Origin of the sequence: Eubacterium multiforme (genome assembly GCF_030813415.1) — a bacterium.
Classification (GTDB): Bacteria; Bacillota; Clostridia; order Clostridiales; family Clostridiaceae; genus Clostridium; species Clostridium multiforme.
The window spans coordinates 1-19,902 of sequence record NZ_JAUSUF010000006.1; the positions used below are offsets into that span (position 1 = coordinate 1).

Here is a 19,902-nt window from a genome sequence, read left to right on the forward strand (position 1 = left end):
AATTTTACAATGGAGGTTTTTTATTTTCTACTCACCGCTGAAAGCTTTTTAGAACCACCCGCATAGCAGGTGGTATTCTAAATACAAAAAAAGAGGAAGTATTTGTGTAATACCTCCTCCATAAATTTATTAATTAAAGTCTTAAATCATTTAATTCTTTAAAAACATATTTTGAATATTCTTTACTTTTGCATAAAACTAAAACATTATTTCCACTTGCAACTGTTCCTGCAATTCTTTTGTCAGATAACCTATCAATAAGTTCTCCAACAGCTGATGCCATACCATTCATTGTTTTTAATGTTACAAAATATTCTTGAATATAAATGCTTACTACTGCCTCTTTAAATACACGTTGACATCTTTTAGCTATATCTTCCTTAGTAATCATTATATACTTATATTGCTTATTACTATTTAGCCTTCTAATTATATTCATTTCTCTTAAATCTCTAGATAGTGTAGCTTGAGTAACATTAATTCCTTTATATTTAAGTTCAATTACAAGTTGATCCTGTTTTGTTATATTATTTTTCTCTATTATTTTAATTATTTCTTTTCTTCTCTTCTTAAGTTTATTTTCCACAAACAATTCTCCCATAAATGACCACTTTACCTAATATTAAATACTAAATATTATTTAATTATTCTAGTTCCTGCTTTAGAACTTAGAGCATCTACTGCCTTTTGAAGTGATGCAATTATAGCTACCTTATTTTCCCCTGACTTAACAAACTTTTTGCAAGCTTCAACCTTTGGTAACATACTTCCTGGGGCAAATTGTCCTTCTTCAATATATTTATCTACTTCTTCAAGATTAATTTCAGTTAATTCTTTTTGATTTGGTTTATTAAAGTTTACACAAACCCTATCAACTGCTGTAAGAATTAAAAGTACATCTGCATCTAATATTTCAGCTAATTTTTCTGCTGCTAAATCTTTATCTATAACAGCTGGAACTCCAGTTAATTCAAAATTATCTCTAACAACTGGAATACCACCTCCACCACATGCAATAACTACAAATCCATCAGAAATCATTTTCTTTAATGCTTCCTTTTCAACTATATCAACAGGCTTTGGTGATGCAACAACTCTTCTATATCCACGACCTGCATCTTCTTTCATAACATAACCTTTATCTTCTTCTAATTTTAAAGCTTCCTCTTTACTATAAAATGATCCTATTGGTTTTGTTGGATTTTTAAATCCACTATCATCTTTATCTACAACTACTTGAGTTACAATAGTTTGAACTGATTTATTTATATCTCTTTTATTAAGTTCTTCCCTTATTGCATTTTGTAGATGATATCCTATATATCCTTGTGAAAATGCTCCTACAACATCAAATGGGAATAATGTATTACTTGAATCTGCTTGATATGCAGCCTCTATACTTGCAAGTATTTGTCCAACCTGTGGTCCATTTCCATGTACTATAGAAACTTCATGTCCTTCTTTTATTAAATCAACTACAGACTTTGCTGTTTCTTTACAAGTTTTTAATTGTCCTTCAGCACTTTTATCTTTACTATCGGATTGTAATGCATTACCGCCTAATGCTAATACTATCTTCATTTGTCTCCTCCTTCTTATCTTATGATAATCTATTATTTTTAATTTTATTAATTAAATTGTTATTGAACCTGTTACTAATGAATAAATTGCAAATACAGCTGCTAATAATATAAATATTGCAATAAACATATCTTTTCCTTGGAATGCTTTAGCATTTGGATTATTTTGTTTTTTTGCAAAATAGTATACTATTATACCTACTGCATAAAGAATTGCACAAAGTAATAAATACTTTAATCCAGCTGCATATACAAGCCATATAGTATATATTGATGCAATTATTGCACATATTTTATCCTTTGTTCTTCCTTCTGGATTTACATCATAAGTTTCTCCACTCATAACTAATTTTAATCCATAAAAAGCACTTAAAAGATATGGTACAAGTATTGCAGTACTAGCAACTGAATATAAAGCTTGATAAGTACTGTTAGCTACTAATGTCATAACTAAGAAAATTTGTACTAATATAGTTGTTATAATTAATGATGCAGCTGGTGCTCCCTTTTTGTTAGTCTTTGCAAATATTTTTGGAAGAGCTCCATCTTTAGCTGCAACAAATGGAATTTCTGCTGCAAGTAATGCCCAACCAAGTAATGCTCCAAATAATGATATTATTAGTCCTAAATTAATTAAAACAGCTCCCCATTTACCAACGGCAAATTCTAAAACATAAGCCATTGATGGATTTCCAAGTCCTGCAAGATCAACTCTATTCATTACACCAAGTGACATTAATGAAACTAAAAGATATATACATAAAGTTCCTATTAACCCAACTACAGTTGCCTTACCAACATCACTTTGTCTCTTTGCTCTACCTGATACAACAACTGCACCTTCAATACCGATAAAACACCATAATGTTACAAGCATTGTATTTTTAGCTTGATCTACTATACTTCCAAGGTCTGTTGAACCCCAAAATTCAAATGTAAAGTTATCAAAATTAAATGCAAATATTGCTACTACTATAAATACAAAAATAGGTACTAGTTTTGCTATAGTTGTAATTAAATTAACAAAAGCAGCTCCACTTACTCCATTAAGTATTAATAAAGTAAATCCCCATACTAATATTGAAGCTCCTATAATTGATGCTAAATTATTACCTTCACCAAACATTGGAACAAAATATCCTATAGCTCCAAATAATAATACTGAATATGATACATTTCCAATCCAAGCACTTAACCAATATCCCCATGCTGAATTGAATCCTATATAATCACCAAAGCCAGCTTTAGCATAGCTATATACACCACCACTTAATTCTGGTTTTCTATTTGCTAACATTTGATAAACAAATGCAAATGCTATCATACCAATACCTGTTATAACCCAACCTAAAATAATTGCGCCAGTTCCTGCTCCTGCTGCCATATCTGCTGGTAAGCTAAATGCTCCACCACCAATCATGGAACCAACAATTAATGCTGCCAAAGAAGCAAACCCAAGATTTCTTTGTTCCCCATTTGAATGTTCTGACATAAATTTCCCCACTCCTTTTTCATTTAATTTTTATAAAATTTTAGCCGGCTATTAACTTTAAATAACCGGCTTATATTAAATTGCTTTCTTAAAATTACTTTCCTGCAGTTGCAACCATTACGGCTTTAATAGTATGCATTCTATTTTCAGCTTCATCAAATACTACTGAATTTTTACTTCTAAATACTTCATCTTCAACTTCTCTTATATCGCAACCTAATCTTTCTCTTATATCAATTGCAACCTCAGTTGTCATATCATGATATGATGGAAGGCAGTGCATAAATAAAGTATTTTTATTACCTGTTTTATTCATCATTTCAGTAGTTACTTTATATGGAGTTAATAATTCAACTCTTTCTTTATAAAGAGTTTCATCTTCTCCCATTGATACCCAAATATCAGTATAGATAACATCAGCACCTTTAACAGCTTCATCAACATTATCTGTTACTTCAATTGTAGCTCCTGTTTGCTTTGAATATTCTTGCATTTCTTTTACTATATTTTCATCTGGAGCTAAGCTCTTAGGTCCAAGTGCTACAAAATGCATTCCCATTTTAGCAGCTCCATACATTAATGCATAGCTCATATTGTTTCTTATATCACCAGTAAATACTAATTTAATTTCACTAAGTGGCTTATGAGCATGTTCTTCTATTGTAAGAAGGTCTGCTAATATTTGAGTTGGATGGTCTGCATCTGTTAAACCATTCCAAACTGGTACTCCTGCATATTTTGCAAGTTCTTCAACTGTTGATTGAGCAAATCCTCTAAATTCGATACCATCGTACATTCTTCCAAGTACCTTTGCAGTATCTTCTATTGATTCTTTTTTACCCATTTGGGAGTTAGTTAAAAATGTTACGTGAGCTCCTTCTTCAGCTGCTCCACATTCAAATGCACATCTTGTTCTAGTTGATGTTTTTTCAAATAATAATACAACATTTTTTCCTTTTAAAGTATCCCCTAAGATTCCAGCTCTCTTTTTTGCCTTTAAGTCACGGGAAAGGTCTAAAAGATATCTAATTTCCTCTGGTGTAAAATCTTTTAAAGTTAAAAAACTTCTTCCTTTTAAGTTAACTGCCATTTTTTATTCCTCCTAAATCATCTAAAAAAATTCTTCTTAGTTGTAAATAAATCTATATTATTCCTTATTTTAAATCTTCTCTAACTAGTGGCATTGACATACATCTTGGGCCACCTCTACCTCTTGATAATTCTGATGATGGAATTACATGTAGTTTTACTCCATGTTCTTCTAATAATGCATTAGTTACATAATTTCTTGAGTAAACTACAACTTCTCCTGGTGCTATTGCAAGAGTGTTTGAACCATCATTCCATTGTTCTCTTGCTGCGATGATTTCATCTCCGCCACCACATTTAATTAATGTAACCTTTGTATCTAAATATCTGCTTAAAATATTTTCTAAACTATCTACTTCTTTTACAGTTTTAAGTGCCCCTTCAACCTTTTCATTTTTTGTTATTGCATAAACATTTAATGGACCTACAATTCCTGGATGAACTGTGAATTTATCATAATCAACTTGAGTAAATACTGTATCTAGATGCATAAATGCTCTACTTACTGGTATTTGGAATGCAAGCACAGTTTTAAAAGAAGTATCTTTATTAAATAATAATTTTTTTGCTAACTTTTCAACTGAAGCTGAATCAGTTCTTTGAGAAATACCTATTGCTACAGTATCCTTTGATATTATTAATTCGTCTCCACCCTCTATTGAAGTGTTTTCATCTCTATTAAACCAGAATGGAATATCCTTATCTTTAAATCTTGGATGATATTTAAAAATATACTTTGCAAAAATTGTTTCTCTATTTCTAGTTTCAGTTCTCATATGATTTAAAGAAACTCCATGACCTATTGTTGCAAATGGGTCTCTTGTAAAATAAAGATTTGGCATTGGATCGCATACAAAAGGATAAGTATTGTTTACTAAATCATATAAAGAATCCCGGCTATACTCTTTTAACTCTTCCTTCCTAACTCCAGCCATCATCTTATCAACCATAGCTTTGTTTTCAAAACTTAAAAAGTATTTAGTTAAAGCCTCTTTTAAAGATTCACTTTCAATTCCCGCTTCATCAATAAATTCACTTATAAATTCTGATTTTACTTTTTCATCAGTTGCAATTGCTTCAGCTGCAAGAATTTCTAAGTAAAGAACTTCCACACCAGCATCTCTTAAAGTTTGTGCAAATGCATCATGTTCTTCCCTAGCTATCTTTAAATATGGAATATCATCAAACAATAATCTATCTAATAAATCTGGAGTTAAATTTTCAACCTCTTCTCCAGGTCTATGTAGTAATACTGTTTTTAGTCTTCCAATTTCTGATGTAACATTTAAAGCTCTGTTCCCCATCATCATAATCACTCCTCTTTCCCTTCTTATTTGTAAAGTTTTTGTTTACTTTTTAAATTTTAAATTAATTTTTCTTTACAATTGTTACTATAATAAAAAAGAAAATTATTATCAAGGGGGTATTTTTCGTAATTTTGTATACGTTTTACAACTTTATTCATTAACTTTTTTTAAAAATTTTTGTAAGTACTATTTTTTTAGATTATTCCCCATTTTTCATCTATGTAAAATATCTATTTATTATAATTTTATGAATAAACTATGTATAAAATGCGAATAAAAAAATTTTCAAAATTTTTTATTTAGAGATATATAATTTTATAAAAATGGAGATATTGTTTTTAAAAGCAATATCTCCATTTTTATTATATATTCTATTTTATATTTAATTTATTAATTGCAACTGCAACAAAAATTGCAATTCCCTTATAAAATTCATCCTCAATTACATCAAATTTCGAACTATGATGAGGATATCTAATACCATTTGATGATGTTTTTAAATTTGTAAGCATAAAATAAGTTCCAGGAACTTCTTTTAAAAATAACGACATATCCTCACCACCCATAGTAGGAGTATTTATTCTTTTTACATATTTCTTACCAAATAGTGATGTTGCTATATCAAATACATCCTCAGTAAACATATAATCATTTATAAGTACTGGATAGTACCTTTTATAATTAACCTCTGCTGTAGCTTTATAAGCTTCCGCTATTTTACATGATATTTCCTTTAACCTTTTTTCTATAAGATCCTGAGTTTTTTCATCCAAAGCTCTTGCCGTTCCTAATACAGATACAGTATCAGGAATAATATTTTGAGTAGTACCTCCATTTATTTTACAACAGGATATTACAGCCTGTGATGTAGGTGATACCTCCCGACTTACTATTTTCTGTATCCCTAGTATTATTTCACTCATTATAACTATAGAATCTACACAATCCTCTGGGTGTGCCCCATGTCCACCTTTTCCATGTACAGTTATCTCAAACTTATCCATAGAAGCCATTAATGATCCACATTTAAATCCAATTTCTCCTGTATTAAGTTCGTCTATAAGCCCACCCTCATGCAAGCCAATTATATAATCTACATCAGGATTTTTCATACATCCTTCCTTTATCATTAACTTTGCACCACCTGGTATTTCTTCTCCAGGTTGAAATAAAAATTTAACACATCCATTAAACTTATCAGTATTCTCTGAAAGAATTTTGCATGCAACTAAAGCCATTGCCATATGACCATCATGCCCACAAGCATGCATTTTCCCTTCATGTATTGACTTATAAAATAAATCTGTTTCCTCAATAATTGGAAGTGCATCCATATCAGCTCTTATCGCTAAACATTTATCACCTTTTTTTCCATATACTCTAGCAACAATAGCATTTCCATTTACAAGAAGATCATATTCAATATTCCATTTCATTAATAGATTTGTTATATAATTTACTGTTTTAGGAAGATTTAATTCGAGTTCTGGTATTTTGTGAAGATCACGTCTTATTTTAATGCATAATTCTTCCTTTTCCTTTGCCAATTGAATATAATTCATTTTTTCACCTTACTTCTAATTTTCTATGCTCAAATACTTTATAAGTGCTTTTGTAGATTTTTTTAATTCTTCTAAATCTAGATATTCCTCTGTAGTATGTACTTTTTCCATTCCAACACCTATAATTATTGAATTAAATCCTTCTTTAGCAAAAAAGTTACTATCAGAGCCTCCACCTATGACCTGAAGCTTTGCATCAACTCCAATTGATTTATATACATTAACAAATTCCTTTGCAAATTCTAAATTATCCAGTGGTTTAAGTACAGGATATTCACAAGTATAATCAAGTTTATAAGATGCATTATACCTTTTAGTAACTTCCTCTGATATTTTATTAAGGTCTTCAATCATTTTATCTAATACATTAAGATCATGACTTCTCATTTCACCTTTTGCTATACATATATCAGGTACTACATTTGAAGGAAATTCTGAATTAATTTCAGATATATTTGCAGTAGTTTTATCATTAATTCTTCCAAATTTAAATTTTGAAATAATTTCAGACATTAAAACTATTGCATTAATTCCTTTTTCAGGTTCTATTCCTGCATGAGCCTTTTTACCATTTAAAGTAATTGAAAAGTTATAACATCCAGGTGCACTATGTGCAACATATTTTGCCTTTCCTGCATTATCAAGAACTATCATATTTTTTGCTGGATTCATATTTTTGTATACTTTATCCCAATCTATATTTCTAGCCCCTTTCATTCCCTTTTCCTCTCCAGGAGTAAAGACTACATAAATATCTTTATGTGGAACATTATTATTTATTATTTCTTCAATAGAATATAATATAGAAGCTATTCCACCTTTATCATCTCCACCTAAGGTAGTGTTTCCATCAGTTTTTAAAATATTACCATCCCAAAAAAATTTTAAATCTTTATTAGGCTCAACAACATCCATATGAGCTGATAAAGTTACTCCCTCCCCTTTAACTGTACCTTTTAATTTTGCAAATATAGTAGGTGAATTTCCACCATAATTTTTATATCCTTCATCAAGATAAATTTCTGCACCTAATCTTCTAAGAAATTCTATAAGATATTTTGCTAAGTCCTTTTCATTATCAGTAGGTGAATATATTTTAAGTAATTTTTCTAAAATTTCTTTTATTCTTTCATCATTCATTTTTTTCTCCTTAATTTTTATTTATTGTAGAAAGTTGTGTTTTCGCAAAAGCTATAGTTGAAAATACTGACACTAATGTTATAAGGAATGACATATTACCTGGAAGAATTTTAACAATTTGAGTCATTATAAAAGCTATAACTAATGCAAATATTCCAGTTTTATATGATTTTACAGCAAATTGTGCAAATATTCCCCCATAAAGTGCTGGTATAATAAGTGTAAACATATTAGTAATGCTTTCAGGAAGATTTGCAATAAGTGTTTGTCCTAAAAATGTTGCAAAAATTACAAAGAATATCCCAACATAGACAGATATTGCAATACCTATAGTTCCCATTAAAGAACCCTCATCAGTTCCTTCTTTAAATCCTGAACCTTCTATAGAACTTATTGCAGCAGGAATTCTCATATTCACAGCATTTCCAGATAACGTTTCCATATATAGTCCTGTTGTTCCAATTATAGGATAATAACTTATAGGTTCACTAAAATAAAATGCTCCAGATACAGATATTTGTGAAACGGCTCCTGCTATTATTGCTGATATTCCTGGATTAAAACCATAATAAAAGGTCATTAACAAAGGTGGTAAAAGTACTGCTATCATTCCTAATATCATTGTTAACCTACCAACTTTAACTACTCTTTTTACATATTGTTCATAAATATTCATAATTCCCTCCTAAAAAAATAAACTTGCAATAATTGCACCGCCAAACATACTAAATGTAAGTCCCCATTGTTTTAACCATGGAAATTTACTTTTTCCTAAGTATTGGCATATTACCATTATTACTATACCGATAATTCCAGATACCGTTATTGCTGGCTTTGTAGTTATTTTCATAAAATTATCAATATTAAAATATGAAAATGCACCTAACATAGCTCCTATACTTACCGCTGGAAGTAAAGCTTTCTTTCCTCCAGTAAGTACATTGTTAACCTTTCCCATTCTATGAGCAAATAAGAATACAAATATTAACCAACCCATTACTCCAAGTGCAGGTGTCCAAAGTGCATTTGCAAAAACTGTTGGATCCATAACAGTTGCTAGTTCTCCACCTGCAGCTTTAGCACCAAAATTAGCAGCCATAGTTTCATAATTTGTTCCACCTATAACACTCATTCTTAATGCTGTTACTGGAGCCCCAAGTGTTACTACAAGTGCTAATATACTTGCAACTACCCCAAGGGCTGGTCCAATACTATTTATTGCACTTGTTTTCATACCTTCCTTAACTTTTTTTTGATCCATGCCCATATCCTTAGTGCATTGAATAGATTTTCTTAAAATGATTGTAGTTTGAACTAAAACTAATATTATACCAACACTACAAACTATGTACATTAAAGGACTATTAGCATAAAACATTTGACTTTTTTCCATTTTTATACCCCCTTATCTTTAATATGTCTTTTTATTATTTTTTATGTCTTTAATATTTCCTTAATTAAATATTAATAAATTTGTAAACGTTTGTCAATACGTTGTTCCAATAAATATTGTAGTTAATTCTAAAATATGTTATTTTAACTATAGTAAAGGAGTTTATTATGAATATAGCAATAATAGGAACAGATGAATCTGCAAATAAAATAATATATATTTTAAAAGAAAATTATAAAGACATTAATTTTATTAGTTTTACTCAAGAAGAAGCCAAAGACTTTAGCCATATAATAAAAAGACTTCCAAATGATATAGATGGAATAATGGCAACTGGAATAGGTGTTTATCATCAATTAATTTCTAATTTTAGTTTTCTATGTCCAATTTCATATTTTAAAAGAGGAAATATAGGTCTTATTAAATCTTTTTTAGATTGTGATAGAGATGGAAATTCATTAAAAGATTCCAGTATTTCTATAGACATTATAGATAATGATATTCTTGAAGAAGTTATTGATGAACTTGATATAAAAATAAATAGGATATTTCATTTTGAATCTGATATAAAAAAGGAAGAAGATTATTATCTTAAACAACATTTAGATTTATATTATAAAGGAAAAATAAACTATATTTTCACTGCCTTTGGATATGTATATAATTTATTAAAAAAAATTGGACTTCCAGTTTATAGAATACAAGCTTCTTCTATTGATATTAAAGAAGGTTTTAAATATTTTTTAAATGAGATACGTTGTTCAAAAGCTGATGAAAAAGCTCTTCTTATACATAAAATAAATATTGAAAATGGAAATGATGTATCTTCATTTATTTCAGATTACTCAAAACAAATTGAAGGGTTTATGTTAAAAAATAATTCTACTTATATGATTATAAGTAATAAAGGTTATTATGATGATGAATTATGCCTTAGTAGAGCAAGAAAACTTATTGATTATATAAATGAGAAAGATTTATCCTCAAATATAAAAATAGGCTTAGGAACAGGTGCAACAGTATATAAATCTATAGAAAATTGTGATTTTGCTTTAAAAAATTGTACAAATGATTCTCATATAGTTTTATACAATGGAAAGATACAAAAGAATTTTAATAAAAATACTACTACCCTTAATTATCTTTCTGATAAAGATATAACCTACATCGCTAACAAAACTGGATTAAGTTCAAGTCATATAAGAGATATAGACATTGCTGTGAAATCTCTTAATAGAAATAAATTTACAAGTAATGAACTTGCAAATATACTTGGACTTACAAACAGATCAGCAAATAGAATAGCTAAAACCCTTGTAGAATTTGGATATGCTGAATATATGGAAAACATAAAAAGTAAAATAGGCAGACCTAAAAATACAATAAAAATGAAACTTGAAACTTTAGAATAATTTTTATTTAAAAAGCATGTCAAAAATATGATTTTAAAATGTACCCTATAGAGTAGACATGATAAAAAAAGTCTACCCTATAGGGTTTTTCTATTTATAATAGATTTATAACGTTAGGAGTGAATACAAATGAGCAAGAAATTATTTTCAAATAAAGATATAGAAATACTATCTAAAAATAAATATGTTAAAAAGATTAGCGAAAAAGGAATCACATATACTGATGAATTTAAAAGATTATTTATTTGTGAAAATGAAAAAGGTAAATTTCCAAGGGATATATTTGCAGAGTGTGGATTTGATATTGATGTAATTGGTTTAAAAAGAATACAGTCATCGGGTAGTAGATGGCGCTCCGCATTTCGAAGAAATGGTGTAGAACAATTACAAGATACTAGAAAATTTAATACAGGAAGACCAACTGAAAAAGACTTATCTTTAGAGAAAAAATATGAGAAACTACAAGCAAAGCTAAAGCTTTTACAAGCAGAGAATGAACTTCTAAAAAAGTTAGAAATGTTAGAAAGGGGCGTGAATCAAAAGAAATAATAGTAGCAGCAAATGAAAAGTTCGAAATTATAAAATCTTTGATTACTAAATATAAATTTAAAAATATGATTAGCTATATGTGTAATATTTCAGGTGTTTCACGCTCGGGTTATTATAAGTACTTCTCATCTATTACTGTAAAAAAGCGTGAGTCTAACGAAGTTAGAGATTTAGAGAGTAGAGATAATATTTTAAAAGCTTACAACTTTAAAAATCGTAAAAAAGGTGCTAGACAAATTAAAATGACACTAAAAAATCATTTTGGTATTAATTATAACTTAAAACGTATAAGAAGAATAATGAAAAAATATAATATCTTTTGTCCACATAGAAAAGCTAATCCCTATAGACGAATGATGAAGGCTACAAAGGAACATACCGTCTTGCCTAATTTGTTGAATAGAGAATTTAAGCAAGAGTCTCCAGGTAAAGTATTGCTAACAGATATATCTTATTTATTTTTCAAAAATAGTCAGAAAGCTTATTTGTCGACCATTTTAGATGCTTCTACTAATGAGGTTTTATCTTATAACATTTCGAAAAGTCTAAAAATAGATATAGTAACTAATACACTAGATAAACTAATTAAAAATAATAGTGATATTCTTAGAGAAGATTCATTTATTCATTCAGATCAGGGAGTTCATTATACTAGTCCAATATTTCAAAACAAAGTCAAAAAGGACAATTTAGGACAATCTATGTCCAGGCGTGGAAACTGTTGGGATAACGCCCCACAGGAATCCTTTTTTGGACATTTAAAAGATGAAGCTGACATAAAGGCATGTGAAACATTTGAAGATCTAGTCAAAGAAATAGACAATTACATAGACTATCATAATAATTTTAGAGGACAATGGAACTTAAAAAAGATGACTCCTGTTCAATACAGAAATCATCTTCTAAATTAGTCTACTCTTTTTTAAACTGTCCTTGACAAGGGGTACAGTTTATTTTGACATGCTTTTCTTTTATCTTCTATAAACTTAAACTAATTTTTTAATTTCTCATAATTATATAAGAAAGATAAGTAACATAAAATATTATTAGAATAGTTCCTTCTATTCTATTTATCTTTTTTAATTCTTTATTTCTATTAAAAAAGATCATAACTCCTATTATAAAAGTAACAACAATTAAAAATATTAAATCTATATAAAGGTTTCCTGAAACCATTATAGGATTTATAGTTGAGGATAATCCTAATATCAAAAGTATATTAAATATATTTGATCCTAAAACATTTCCTATAGCAATTTCAGTTTCTCCTTTAAGTGCTGCAACTATTGATGTTACAAGTTCAGGAAGAGATGTACCAACTGCAACTATTGTAAGTCCTACTAACTTTTCACTCATTCCAATAGAATAGGCAATATTAGTAGCTCCATTTACAACTAAATTACCGCCTAAAACAATTCCACATACTCCAATAATTATTTTTATAATATTTAATCCCACTTTTATTTCTTTATTTTTATTATTTGAATTTTTATCAACTTCATAAACAATCTTATTTTTAATAGCACTTTTAATTAAAAATATTATGTATATAATACATAGCCCTAAAAGAATCAATCCATCTATTCTTGATATTCTTCCATCAGTTCCATTAAATACAAAACCAAATGAAATTACATAAAGTAAGATAACAACTAATATGTTAACTAAAAAGTCTCTCTTTACTATTTTCTTATTAATTATAAGAGGACTTGCAATAGCAGTTCCTCCAAGTACAACTAATGTATTAAAAATATTAGATCCTAAAATATTTCCTATAGCAATACCATTATTTCCTTGAAAGGCTGATATTGAACTTACTGCAAGTTCTGGTGCACTTGTACCTAATGATACAATTGTAAGACCAACTATAACTGAGGGTATTCCTATCTTTTTAGCTATGTTTGATGCCCCACTAACAAATATGTCTGCTCCTTTTATTAAAAGAATAAATCCCAAAATTAAAATAAGTACATTTATAAAAATATTCATCCCTTTCTTCTCCTTTATATAACTTATTTAACAAAGCTATTTATTTTTTTAACTAAAACCTTTATTTTCTTTTCTTCCTCAGAGCCTTCCTTAAAACCTAAACAGTTTATTGCATAATTTTCTATAATTAATCCACCAACATTATTTATTGCTGATCTTATTGCAGCTACTTGAACAAGAACATCTCCACAGCAAGCATCCTTTTCCATCATCCCTTGTATTCCCTTAACTTGCCCTTCTATCCTTCTAAGTCTATTCATTATATCTTTTTTAAGCTTTTTATTATGCTCATCAAAATTTATAATATCTTTATTTTCTTCCATATCTTTAAAAACCTCCTTATACCTCCCGGTGGTATTTTCTTATTATTTTATTTTACATTATTTTTTTACATTTTAAAAGGCATTAATATTCTACACTTTTTCTTTACAAAATATAATTGTACCTTTAAACTTATTTGTATGAACAAAATTTTAGGAGGATTAAATGAGTATAGTTACTGTTAAAGAGATGAACCATGGATTTGGTGATAGAGCTATTTTTGAGGATGTTTCCTTTAGACTTTTAAAGGGAGAACATGTTGGACTTATAGGTGCAAATGGTGAAGGTAAGTCTACCTTTATGAATATTATTACAGGAAAACTTATGCCTGATGAAGGAAAAGTAATTTGGTCAAACAACGTTAGAGTTGGATATATGGACCAACATGCTGTTTTAAATAAAGGAACTTCTATTAGAGATGCTTTAAGAGAAGCCTTTAGATATCTTTTTGATTTAGAAAGTGAAATGAACTCTCTTTATGAAAAAATGGGAGAAGTTTCAGAGGATGAATTAAATAAAATGCTTGAAAGAACTGCTGTTATTCAAGATATGCTTGATAATAATGGTTTTTATTTAATAGATGCAAAGGTTGATGAAGTTGCAAAGGGTCTTGGACTTTTAGATTTAGGTCTTGATAAAGATGTTGATGATTTATCTGGAGGACAAAGAACTAAAATACTTTTAGGTAAGCTTCTTTTAGAAAACCCTGACATATTACTTTTAGATGAGCCTACTAACTATTTAGATGAAGAACATATAGAATGGCTTAAAAGATATCTTCAAAATTATGAAAATGCCTTTATACTTATATCCCATGATATACCATTTTTAAATTCTGTAATTAATTTAATATATCATGTGGAAGATAGAAGGCTTACAAGATATGTTGGAGATTATGATGAATTTAAGAGAAAATATGATGAAAATAAAAAAAGACTTGAAATTGCTTATGAAAAACAACAAAAAGAAATTGCAAGACTTGAAGATTTTGTAGCTAGAAATAAAGCAAATGTTGCAACAACTGGTATGGCAAAATCAAGACAAAAAAAATTAGATAAAATGGAAAGAATTGAACTTACAAAGGAAAAGCCAAAACCAGAATTTAATTTTAAATATTCAAGAACTTCTGGTAAAACAATTTTTGAAACTAAAGACCTAGTAATTGGATACGACTCTCCTCTTACAAAACCTCTTAATCTTTATATGGAAAGAGGACAAAAGATTGCATTAGTTGGTGCAAATGGTCTTGGTAAATCAACTCTTTTAAAAAGTTTACTTGGAAAGGTTAAGCCTTTATCTGGTGAAGTTATTTTAGGTGATTATCAAAACATAGGATACTTTGAGCAAGAAGATAGATCTGATAACAATAATACTTGTATTGAAGAAGTGTGGAATGAGTTTCCAAGCTTTACTCAATATGAAATAAGAGCTGCCCTTGCAAAATGTGGACTTACTACAAAACAACTTGAATCTAAAATAAGAGTTTTATCTGGTGGTGAGGCTGCAAAGGTTAGACTTTGTAAGATTTTAAATACTGAAACAAATATACTTATATTTGACGAGCCTACTAATCACTTAGATGTAGATGCTAAAGATGAACTTAAAAGAGCTTTAAAGGAATTTAAAGGATCTATTCTTTTAGTATCTCACGAACCTGAATTTTATAATGATATAGTAACAGAAATTTGGAACTGTGAAGATTGGACAACAAAAATAGTTTAAAATATTTATTAAAATCATATGATATTTTATAAAAGAGCTAGAACATTTCTAGCTCTTAAATTTATGCATATTAAAATTACTTTGATATAATATAAATATAAAAATTATATAAGGAGATTATACTATGGAATTAAAAGGCGTAATTTTTGACTTTAATGGTACTCTTTTTTTAGATGCCGAAAAACACAACATAGCTTGGAAAGCTTATTCAAAGGAACTTAGAGGCTCTGAATTAACAGATGAGGAACTTGATGTTCATGTTCATAGAAGGACAAACAAAGCTATTCTTGAATATATTTTAAATAAAGAATTTAATGATGATTCTTGGGTTGAATTTTCTGATAAAAAAGAAAAAGTATATAGAGATATGTGTCTAAAAGATAAAGAAGGCTTTAAACTTACAGAAGGTGCAGAAGATTTATTTGACTATTTAAAAGCTAATAATATTCCCTTTACAATTGCAACAGGTTCTGAAGAAGTAAATGTAATATTTTTCATAGAAAACTTTAAATTAGATAAATGGTTTAATAAAGAAAGTTTAGTATTTAATGATGGAACTTTTAAGGGGAAACCAGATCCAGATATGTATTTAAGAGCTTGCAAAAAACTTAACTTAAAACCTGAAGAATGTATTGTTTTTGAAGATTCCCTATCTGGAATAGAATCTGCTAAAAGGGCTAATATAGGTAAAATAATTGCTTTAGCCTCTGAAGATAAAAAGGATACTTTCCTTTTAAATCCTTCAGTTGATGCTGTAATTTCTAATTTTAACTCTTTTGATAGAAATATTTTAAAATAGCAAAAAGCTTACTTAAAAATTTTTAAGTAAGCTTTTTTATTTAAATATATTTTTATACTTTAGTATTTGTTTCTTCTTTTCTATATTGACTATCTAAAGCTTTAACAAATGGATAATATATAACTGTTGCAGCTGCTATACACACAATTTGTACAACTGCACCTTGCCATCCTCCTACTAAGAAACCACTAAAAATTCCTGGTGTTGGCCAAGGAGCTTGTATTCCATTAAAAAGTGGCATGAATCCTATACTTTGTGCAAAATAAGCAATTAATACAGAAACAGTTGGTGCTAAAGCTACAGGTACTAGCATAAGTGGATTAAATATTATTGGCAATCCAAATACTAGTGGTTCGTTTATATTAAATAAAGCAGGTACTGCACTAAGATTTCCAAGCATTTTTAATCTTTGTGATTTTGCAACTAATAATATTGATATTATTAATCCAATTGTCATTCCTGCCCCACCAATAGTTGCAAATTGGTCAATCATTTGAATTGTTCCAATATGTCCTTCTCCAAGAGATAATTTCCCAGCTTCAAATAATTTTTGATTTTCTAAAGTATTTGCTATTAACATTGGATTTACTATTGAATTAACTACAGAAGGATGTATTCCAAACCACCATAATAATCCATTAAGAAGACCAACTACTGTTATTGCTCCAACAGATGAAGTTAACCCTTGTAGTGGAACTTGAAGTATTTTATATATCCATTCATGTAATGAAGTTCCTGCTGCTAGTGCTAGTCCATTTACTATAAGTGAAAAAGTAACTATTAAGACTCCTGGTATAAGAGCACTAAAGGATCTTGATACCATTGGTGGTACACTTTCTGGTAATTTTATAACTAAATTCTTTTTTACAACAAATCTAAATATTTCAGTTGAAGTTATACCCATAAATAATGCTGCTATAATTCCTTTTGAGCCAAGCCAAACCATTGGAAGTACTCCTGAAACTATTTCTCCTGACTCTGGTGCAATAACCATTTTAGGAGTTATTATAATGTATGAAACAATTGCAAGAATCATAACTGATAACTTATCCAGCTTATAATCTTCTGCTAACTTGTATGCTAAAGTACCACAAAGCATAACTCCCATCATGTCAAAAGTTGCTTTATAAGCTGGGGATATGTATGAAACCCAATCCTCTCCAAAAATTCCTGCCATAAATTCAGCATATCCACTAATAGGGAAGCTTGTTATTAATAAAAATATTGATGCTATAATTGTTAATGGCATTATTGCCAAAAATCCTGAACGTAAAGCGTTAAAGTAACGCATAGTTGTAATTTTTGATACTACAGGTACTATTCTTTCTTCAATAAATTGTGAAAACTTATTCATTTTCTTCTCTCCTCTCACACTACCTTTAAACATTTACAAGGTAATTATACCAATGTCTAATTATAAAGTGTATTTCACAATCAGATAAATTTTCCAGAATTTTTTTCTTTTTTTCATATATTTTATCTAAAAGCATATCCAAATTAACTTAAAAAGGAAATTTTTACTTTTTATTATATTAATAATAATTATATTCATAATTAATTAAAAAAGGATTCATTCTAACTTTATGCTAGATGAATCCTTTTTTCTTTAAATTTTTTCATAATAATTTATAATTTTTTCCATTCCTTCTCTTATTATTTTGCTACTGGTTGCAACATTTATTCTTAAATATCCTTTGTAGTTATCTACAAATCTACTTCCACTTTCAAGTAAAACTCCCGTTTCCTTTGCAAGTTTTTTTGAAAACTCCAAACTATCCTTTACCTTATTAAATTTAACCCATACTAAATAGCCAGCATCAGGAATCATTATATTACAATCAACATTCTTTAATAGACTTGTTACTATTTCAATATTCTTTTCTATTTCTTTAATTAGCTCCTTTACCCATGTAAACCCAATATTATAACAAATATTAGAAGCCTCTTCCCCTACTCTATTTACATGAAGCTTTCTTTTATTAAGTCCATTTACAACCTTTTCTCTAATTTCTTCATTAGGAATTAAAGAATAGCCTACATTTAATGATGCAATATTAAATGTTTTATTTGGTGAACCTATAACAATAAATTTATCATATATATTTTTTAATGCATACATAGATGAAAACTTATTATCATAAAGTACTAAATCACCATGAACTTCATCAGAAATAACTAAAATATCTTTTTCTCTTGCTATTTCTAAAAGTTTTTTTATTTCATTTTCATTCCATATCCTACCTGATGGATTATGTGGATTACAAAATAAAATACAAGATATATTTTCCTTTTCTACTGTTTCCTTAACTCTTTCAAAATTTATATAGTATTTACCATTTTTTATTTCTAATTTTTCTTTTATTAATTTTAAACCATTATTTAATACTATATCTTTGAACGGTCCATAAACTGGAGTAAAAATCATAGCTTTTCCATCTTTTTTTACAACTTCATTTATTATTGCATAAGTTGTGGTTAATGCTCCAGTTGTTGGAATTATATCATTTTTATTTATATTTAAATTTTGAGTTTTATTGTACCAATTAATTATAGAATATTTAAACTCATCCTTTATATCGTAATAACCAAAATCACCTTTAGAGATAAATTTATTAATATTCTCAATTATATTTTTTGGAAGTTTATAATCCATATCAGCTATAAATAATGGATAGTAAGGCTTACATGCCCCTTCAAATCTTTTTTGGATATATTCTTCATTCCATTTCTTTGAATTATTTTTTTTTCTTTCTAAAATTTCACTAAAATTGTACATAACTACCCTTTCGTTCTATATTTTTCTACAAACCTCTTTATTATGATATCCATAGCTATGTGTACATTTAGTCTAGTATCAATATTTGAATCAGGGTCTTTAGCATATCCTGTGTAAACAACATATTTACAAAGTCTTTCAAAGGTTGATCCTCTTGATTCTGTTATTAAAACTACATCAACTCCCTTTAAGTTAGTTTCAACTAAAACTTCTAAAAGTTCTGGTGTTTCTCCACTTCTAGATAGCATAAAGACAAGATCCTCATTTCTTTTTAGAATTTTACTAGACAATCTCATAAATCTGGAATCATCATGTTGTTCTGCTGGTATTCCTAGAAGTTGCAGTTTTATTTGAAACATCTTTCCTAAATAATTGCTCATTCCCATACCATAAATAGTGATTTTCTTACATTGTGCCATCTTATCTATAATCTCTTCTTGTGGTCCATCTAAAACAAGCTTATAAGTTTCTATTATAGAATTTATATATGAATTATCTGAAAACTCCATTCTATCCTCTGAAATTTTGCTCTTTTCAAAATAATCATCTTTAAATTGTACAAAGCTTTTATATTCTAACTTTTTAGAAAGTCTATGAACAGTACTTGTACTAGTTGAAAATGCCTCTGCTATATTCTCTATTGTAAAAGTTTTATAAGTAAACTTATCTCTACTTTCTAATAATTCACGTAACAAATCTTTTTCTAGTCTAGTTAAGTTTTTAGTATATGTTGATATTCTCCTGTGTAAATTCAAAATTTCCACCTCTTCC

At 28.4% G+C, this 19,902-nt stretch carries 18 protein-coding genes; 4 read left to right on the top strand and 14 right to left on the bottom strand.

Annotated elements, in window-relative coordinates:
• Window positions 1-133: 133 nt before the first annotated feature.
• From J2S18_RS09380 to J2S18_RS09420, 9 genes are all read right to left on the bottom strand, one after another.
• Window positions 134-586, bottom strand: coding sequence for an arginine repressor (locus J2S18_RS09380; RefSeq protein ID WP_307486173.1), 453 nt, complete (start codon window positions 584-586; stop codon window positions 134-136).
• A 50-nt stretch (window positions 587-636) separates the two neighbouring features.
• Window positions 637-1,581 carry a carbamate kinase gene (arcC, locus tag J2S18_RS09385; protein ID WP_307486176.1) on the bottom strand — a complete coding sequence of 315 codons (945 nt, stop codon included), beginning with the start codon at window positions 1,579-1,581 and terminating at the stop codon, window positions 637-639.
• A 51-nt stretch (window positions 1,582-1,632) separates the two neighbouring features.
• Window positions 1,633-3,072 (bottom strand): arginine-ornithine antiporter, encoded by a 1,440-nt coding sequence (arcD, locus tag J2S18_RS09390; RefSeq protein ID WP_307486178.1) that lies wholly within the window; start codon window positions 3,070-3,072, stop codon window positions 1,633-1,635.
• Between the two features lie 94 nt (window positions 3,073-3,166).
• Window positions 3,167-4,162: an ornithine carbamoyltransferase gene (argF, locus tag J2S18_RS09395; RefSeq protein ID WP_307486181.1), complete on the bottom strand. Its 996-nt coding sequence runs from the start codon at window positions 4,160-4,162 to the stop codon at window positions 3,167-3,169.
• 64 nt (window positions 4,163-4,226) lie between these two features.
• The gene (gene arcA / locus J2S18_RS09400; protein ID WP_307486183.1) at window positions 4,227-5,468 is read right to left on the bottom strand and encodes an arginine deiminase; all 1,242 of its coding nucleotides are present in this window, start codon (window positions 5,466-5,468) and stop codon (window positions 4,227-4,229) included.
• Window positions 5,469-5,839: 371 nt separating this feature from the next.
• The gene (locus J2S18_RS09405) at window positions 5,840-7,030 is read right to left on the bottom strand and encodes a M20 metallopeptidase family protein (protein WP_307486186.1); all 1,191 of its coding nucleotides are present in this window, start codon (window positions 7,028-7,030) and stop codon (window positions 5,840-5,842) included.
• A gap of 15 nt (window positions 7,031-7,045) precedes the next feature.
• Window positions 7,046-8,170 carry a M20/M25/M40 family metallo-hydrolase gene (locus J2S18_RS09410; RefSeq protein ID WP_307486188.1) on the bottom strand — a complete coding sequence of 375 codons (1,125 nt, stop codon included), beginning with the start codon at window positions 8,168-8,170 and terminating at the stop codon, window positions 7,046-7,048.
• Between the two features lie 10 nt (window positions 8,171-8,180).
• The gene (locus tag J2S18_RS09415) at window positions 8,181-8,846 is read right to left on the bottom strand and encodes a hypothetical protein (protein ID WP_307486190.1); all 666 of its coding nucleotides are present in this window, start codon (window positions 8,844-8,846) and stop codon (window positions 8,181-8,183) included.
• A 9-nt stretch (window positions 8,847-8,855) separates the two neighbouring features.
• On the bottom strand, window positions 8,856-9,563 hold the full coding sequence (locus J2S18_RS09420; protein ID WP_307486193.1) for a DUF5058 family protein: 708 nt from the start codon (window positions 9,561-9,563) through the stop codon (window positions 8,856-8,858).
• A 167-nt stretch (window positions 9,564-9,730) separates the two neighbouring features.
• On the opposite strand from J2S18_RS09420, the gene J2S18_RS09425 reads away from it, so the two are divergent.
• Entirely contained in the window at window positions 9,731-10,975 is a 1,245-nt protein-coding gene (locus J2S18_RS09425; RefSeq protein ID WP_307486196.1) for a hypothetical protein, read from the top strand.
• Window positions 10,976-11,104: 129 nt separating this feature from the next.
• Window positions 11,105-12,435 (top strand): IS3 family transposase gene (locus J2S18_RS09430; RefSeq protein ID WP_307486199.1). Its coding sequence is split into 2 segments (ribosomal slippage): window positions 11,105-11,477 and window positions 11,477-12,435, totalling 1,332 coding nucleotides; the frame shifts between segments, so codons are not numbered across the junction.
• An 88-nt stretch (window positions 12,436-12,523) separates the two neighbouring features.
• Here J2S18_RS09430 and J2S18_RS09435 read toward each other — a convergent pair.
• Together J2S18_RS09435 and J2S18_RS09440 are read right to left on the bottom strand one after the other, a co-directional pair.
• The gene (locus J2S18_RS09435; protein WP_307486607.1) at window positions 12,524-13,501 is read right to left on the bottom strand and encodes a calcium/sodium antiporter; all 978 of its coding nucleotides are present in this window, start codon (window positions 13,499-13,501) and stop codon (window positions 12,524-12,526) included.
• A gap of 35 nt (window positions 13,502-13,536) precedes the next feature.
• Window positions 13,537-13,836, bottom strand: a complete 300-nt coding sequence (locus J2S18_RS09440; protein ID WP_209797781.1) for a metal-sensitive transcriptional regulator — start codon at window positions 13,834-13,836, stop codon at window positions 13,537-13,539.
• A 163-nt stretch (window positions 13,837-13,999) separates the two neighbouring features.
• Between J2S18_RS09440 and J2S18_RS09445 the strand changes: the two genes are divergently transcribed.
• Window positions 14,000-15,556 (top strand): ABC-F family ATP-binding cassette domain-containing protein, encoded by a 1,557-nt coding sequence (locus J2S18_RS09445; protein WP_307486202.1) that lies wholly within the window; start codon window positions 14,000-14,002, stop codon window positions 15,554-15,556.
• Window positions 15,557-15,680: 124 nt separating this feature from the next.
• On the top strand, window positions 15,681-16,355 hold the full coding sequence (locus tag J2S18_RS09450; RefSeq protein ID WP_307486206.1) for an HAD family hydrolase: 675 nt from the start codon (window positions 15,681-15,683) through the stop codon (window positions 16,353-16,355).
• Between the two features lie 52 nt (window positions 16,356-16,407).
• Here the strand turns inward: J2S18_RS09450 and J2S18_RS09455 are convergent, their stop codons facing one another.
• From J2S18_RS09455 to J2S18_RS09465, 3 genes are all read right to left on the bottom strand, one after another.
• Window positions 16,408-17,709, bottom strand: a complete 1,302-nt coding sequence (locus J2S18_RS09455) for a PTS sugar transporter subunit IIC (protein ID WP_307486208.1) — start codon at window positions 17,707-17,709, stop codon at window positions 16,408-16,410.
• A gap of 252 nt (window positions 17,710-17,961) precedes the next feature.
• Entirely contained in the window at window positions 17,962-19,131 is a 1,170-nt protein-coding gene (locus J2S18_RS09460; protein WP_307486210.1) for a MalY/PatB family protein, read from the bottom strand.
• 2 nt (window positions 19,132-19,133) lie between these two features.
• Window positions 19,134-19,886 (bottom strand): MurR/RpiR family transcriptional regulator, encoded by a 753-nt coding sequence (locus J2S18_RS09465; protein ID WP_307486213.1) that lies wholly within the window; start codon window positions 19,884-19,886, stop codon window positions 19,134-19,136.
• Between the last annotated feature and the right edge of the window lie 16 nt (window positions 19,887-19,902).

Coding starts and splice junctions, on each gene's coding strand:
- arcC (WP_307486176.1), bottom strand. CDS start 1,581: ATGAAGATAGTATTAGCATTAGGCGGTAATGCATTACAATCCGATAGT.
- arcD (WP_307486178.1), bottom strand. CDS start 3,072: ATGTCAGAACATTCAAATGGGGAACAAAGAAATCTTGGGTTTGCTTCT.
- argF (WP_307486181.1), bottom strand. CDS start 4,162: ATGGCAGTTAACTTAAAAGGAAGAAGTTTTTTAACTTTAAAAGATTTT.
- arcA (WP_307486183.1), bottom strand. CDS start 5,468: ATGATGGGGAACAGAGCTTTAAATGTTACATCAGAAATTGGAAGACTA.
- J2S18_RS09405 (WP_307486186.1), bottom strand. CDS start 7,030: ATGAATTATATTCAATTGGCAAAGGAAAAGGAAGAATTATGCATTAAA.
- J2S18_RS09410 (WP_307486188.1), bottom strand. CDS start 8,170: ATGAATGATGAAAGAATAAAAGAAATTTTAGAAAAATTACTTAAAATA.
- J2S18_RS09415 (WP_307486190.1), bottom strand. CDS start 8,846: ATGAATATTTATGAACAATATGTAAAAAGAGTAGTTAAAGTTGGTAGG.
- J2S18_RS09420 (WP_307486193.1), bottom strand. CDS start 9,563: ATGGAAAAAAGTCAAATGTTTTATGCTAATAGTCCTTTAATGTACATA.
- J2S18_RS09425 (WP_307486196.1), top strand. CDS start 9,731: ATGAATATAGCAATAATAGGAACAGATGAATCTGCAAATAAAATAATA.
- J2S18_RS09440 (WP_209797781.1), bottom strand. CDS start 13,836: ATGGAAGAAAATAAAGATATTATAAATTTTGATGAGCATAATAAAAAG.
- J2S18_RS09445 (WP_307486202.1), top strand. CDS start 14,000: ATGAGTATAGTTACTGTTAAAGAGATGAACCATGGATTTGGTGATAGA.
- J2S18_RS09450 (WP_307486206.1), top strand. CDS start 15,681: ATGGAATTAAAAGGCGTAATTTTTGACTTTAATGGTACTCTTTTTTTA.
- J2S18_RS09455 (WP_307486208.1), bottom strand. CDS start 17,709: ATGAATAAGTTTTCACAATTTATTGAAGAAAGAATAGTACCTGTAGTA.
- J2S18_RS09460 (WP_307486210.1), bottom strand. CDS start 19,131: ATGTACAATTTTAGTGAAATTTTAGAAAGAAAAAAAAATAATTCAAAG.